Source organism: Streptococcus sp. OH4692_COT-348, assembly GCF_003859975.1.
In the GTDB taxonomy this organism is placed as follows: domain Bacteria; phylum Bacillota; class Bacilli; order Lactobacillales; family Streptococcaceae; genus Streptococcus.
Genome location: NZ_RQZB01000029.1, coordinates 1 through 1,977, shown reverse-complemented (window position 1 = coordinate 1,977; position 1,977 = coordinate 1). Strand labels below are relative to the sequence as shown.

Genomic DNA, 1,977 nt, shown 5'->3' with positions numbered 1-1,977 from the left:
CGATATATGTAAAAACAAATTGTTCTGGATTACTGATGATGCCAAACTTTGCTAGTTCATATTTTTGTTGCTCTTTCCAAGAGGTAAGAAGTTGAAGTAAGTCATTAGAAATAGAGAAAATAGTTTTCTTATTTCCCTTAGTAGATTTTACTTGTCCATATCTATCTAAAGATTGAATTAGCTGAATCTGCGATTTTGAAAAGTCTATATGTTTCCATTGAAGAGCATAGGTTTCATATTTTCTATCGCCTAAGAAAAAAGTGAGATAAAATAGGACATAATTTTTAAGGGTTATTTTATCATTATTTAAATTTTCTTGAAATGCTGAGAACCATTCTTGGAGTTGTTCATGAGTTAGATATAAATTTTACTATCTCTTTGACTCTGCAAGTTGAATATTTTTAGTGGCCTTTATTCTTCTTAATATTTTTGCAACTTTATTAGCTTCGATATACTCAAGTTTTTCTACCCAGTCAAAGATAGAATGAACTGCACCCCAAAAGCTAGATTTTTTCTGTCTAACTTTTTGGGGTCAGTTCAATAATCATTCTGTTTTATATATACTAAGATGTCCATAGAAATTTATGTATGTTTTTTGATTTATATATAGAAAAAGAGAAGACCACTGGTCTTCTCTTTGGGGGAACTAGAATCATTGAAAAGAATTAAGTAAAGATTTTAATTAGTCTTTGAAATTCTTTTGGAAGATGAGTAGAGACAATACTGAAGTAATAGCAGCCAAGAATAAGAAGGCATTTGCTTCTTGTTCTCCAGTTTCTGGGAGTTGTTTTTCCTTGTCTTGTTTAACTGTAGTAGCAACAGGTGCTTTTTCATCTTTTCTTGGTGAATCTTCTGTTACAACTGCAGGAGCTGGTTTTTCAGTTTCTCTAGGTAGAACATACTCAGGGAGAGTAACAACTGGTGGCGCCTCTGTTCCTACAGAACTTTGTTTCGTTCCAACCTCAATTACTCGATCTAGAGCTGGAGTTGATTTGGTTTGGACTACCTTGCGATTGCTACCATCTACTTCGACATACTCAATTAGCAGGCCGTCTTTACCTTCTGCTAGAACTTTCTCTTTTCCTTTATCTAAGTTTGGATTTTCGTGACGGATAGTCTTGAATGGTACTGCCTTCTTGACAATATCCAAGCTTGGAAGTTTAAAGACAAGGTCCTTAATCCCCTCTTCAGGACTTGAAGAAGTAATTGGTTTTTCAGGTTCTTTTGGTAGAAGGTACTCAGGAAGAGTCACAACTGGTGGAGTATCTGTTCCTATAGAACTTTGTTTAGTTCCAACCTCGATTACTCGGTCTAAAGCTGGAGTTGATTTGGTTTGGACTACCTTGCGATTGCCACCATCTACTTCGATGTACTCAACTAACAAACCGTCTTTCCCTTCTGCTAGAACTTTCTCTTTCCCTTTGTCTAGTTGTGGATTTTCGTGACGGATAGTCTTGAATGGTACTGCCTTCTTGACAATATCCAAACTTGGGAGTTGGAAGACAAGCTCTTTAACCCCTTCTTCAGGACTTGAAGAAGTAATTGGTTTTTCAGGTTCTTTTGGTAGAAGGTACTCAGGAAGAGTCACAACTGGTGGAGTATCTGTTCCTACAGAGCTTTGTTTCGTTCCAACTTCAATCACTCGGTCTAGAGCTGGAGTTGATTCAGTTTGAACTACTTTACGATTGCTGCCATCTACTTCGACATACTCGATTATAGCACCATCTTTCCCTTCTGCTAGAACTTTCTCTTTTCCTTTGTCTAAGTTTGGCTTTTCGCGACGGATAGTCTTGAATGGCACTGCCTTCTTAACAATATCCAAACTTGGGAGTTGGAAGACAAGCTCTTTAATCCCTTCTTCAGGATTTGAAGAAGTAATTGGTTTTTCAGGCTGTTTTGGTTCAACTGGTTGTTCTGGTTGGCTAGGTTGCAATTGCTTGATTTGTTCAAGAGCGTTGTTGAGGGCTTTATTGACGT

Annotated in this window: 1 protein-coding gene and 1 pseudogene; both read right to left on the bottom strand. The window is 37.0% G+C overall.

Features of this window, described 5'->3' with window-relative positions; genetic code table 11:
* Positions 1 to 490: pseudogene (locus EII37_RS11460) on the bottom strand (tyrosine-type recombinase/integrase); the annotation flags it as partial.
* 192 nt (positions 491 to 682) lie between these two features.
* The coding region (locus EII37_RS10635; protein ID WP_124788553.1) for a G5 domain-containing protein at positions 683 to 1,977 on the bottom strand (1,295 nt) is incomplete at its 5' end.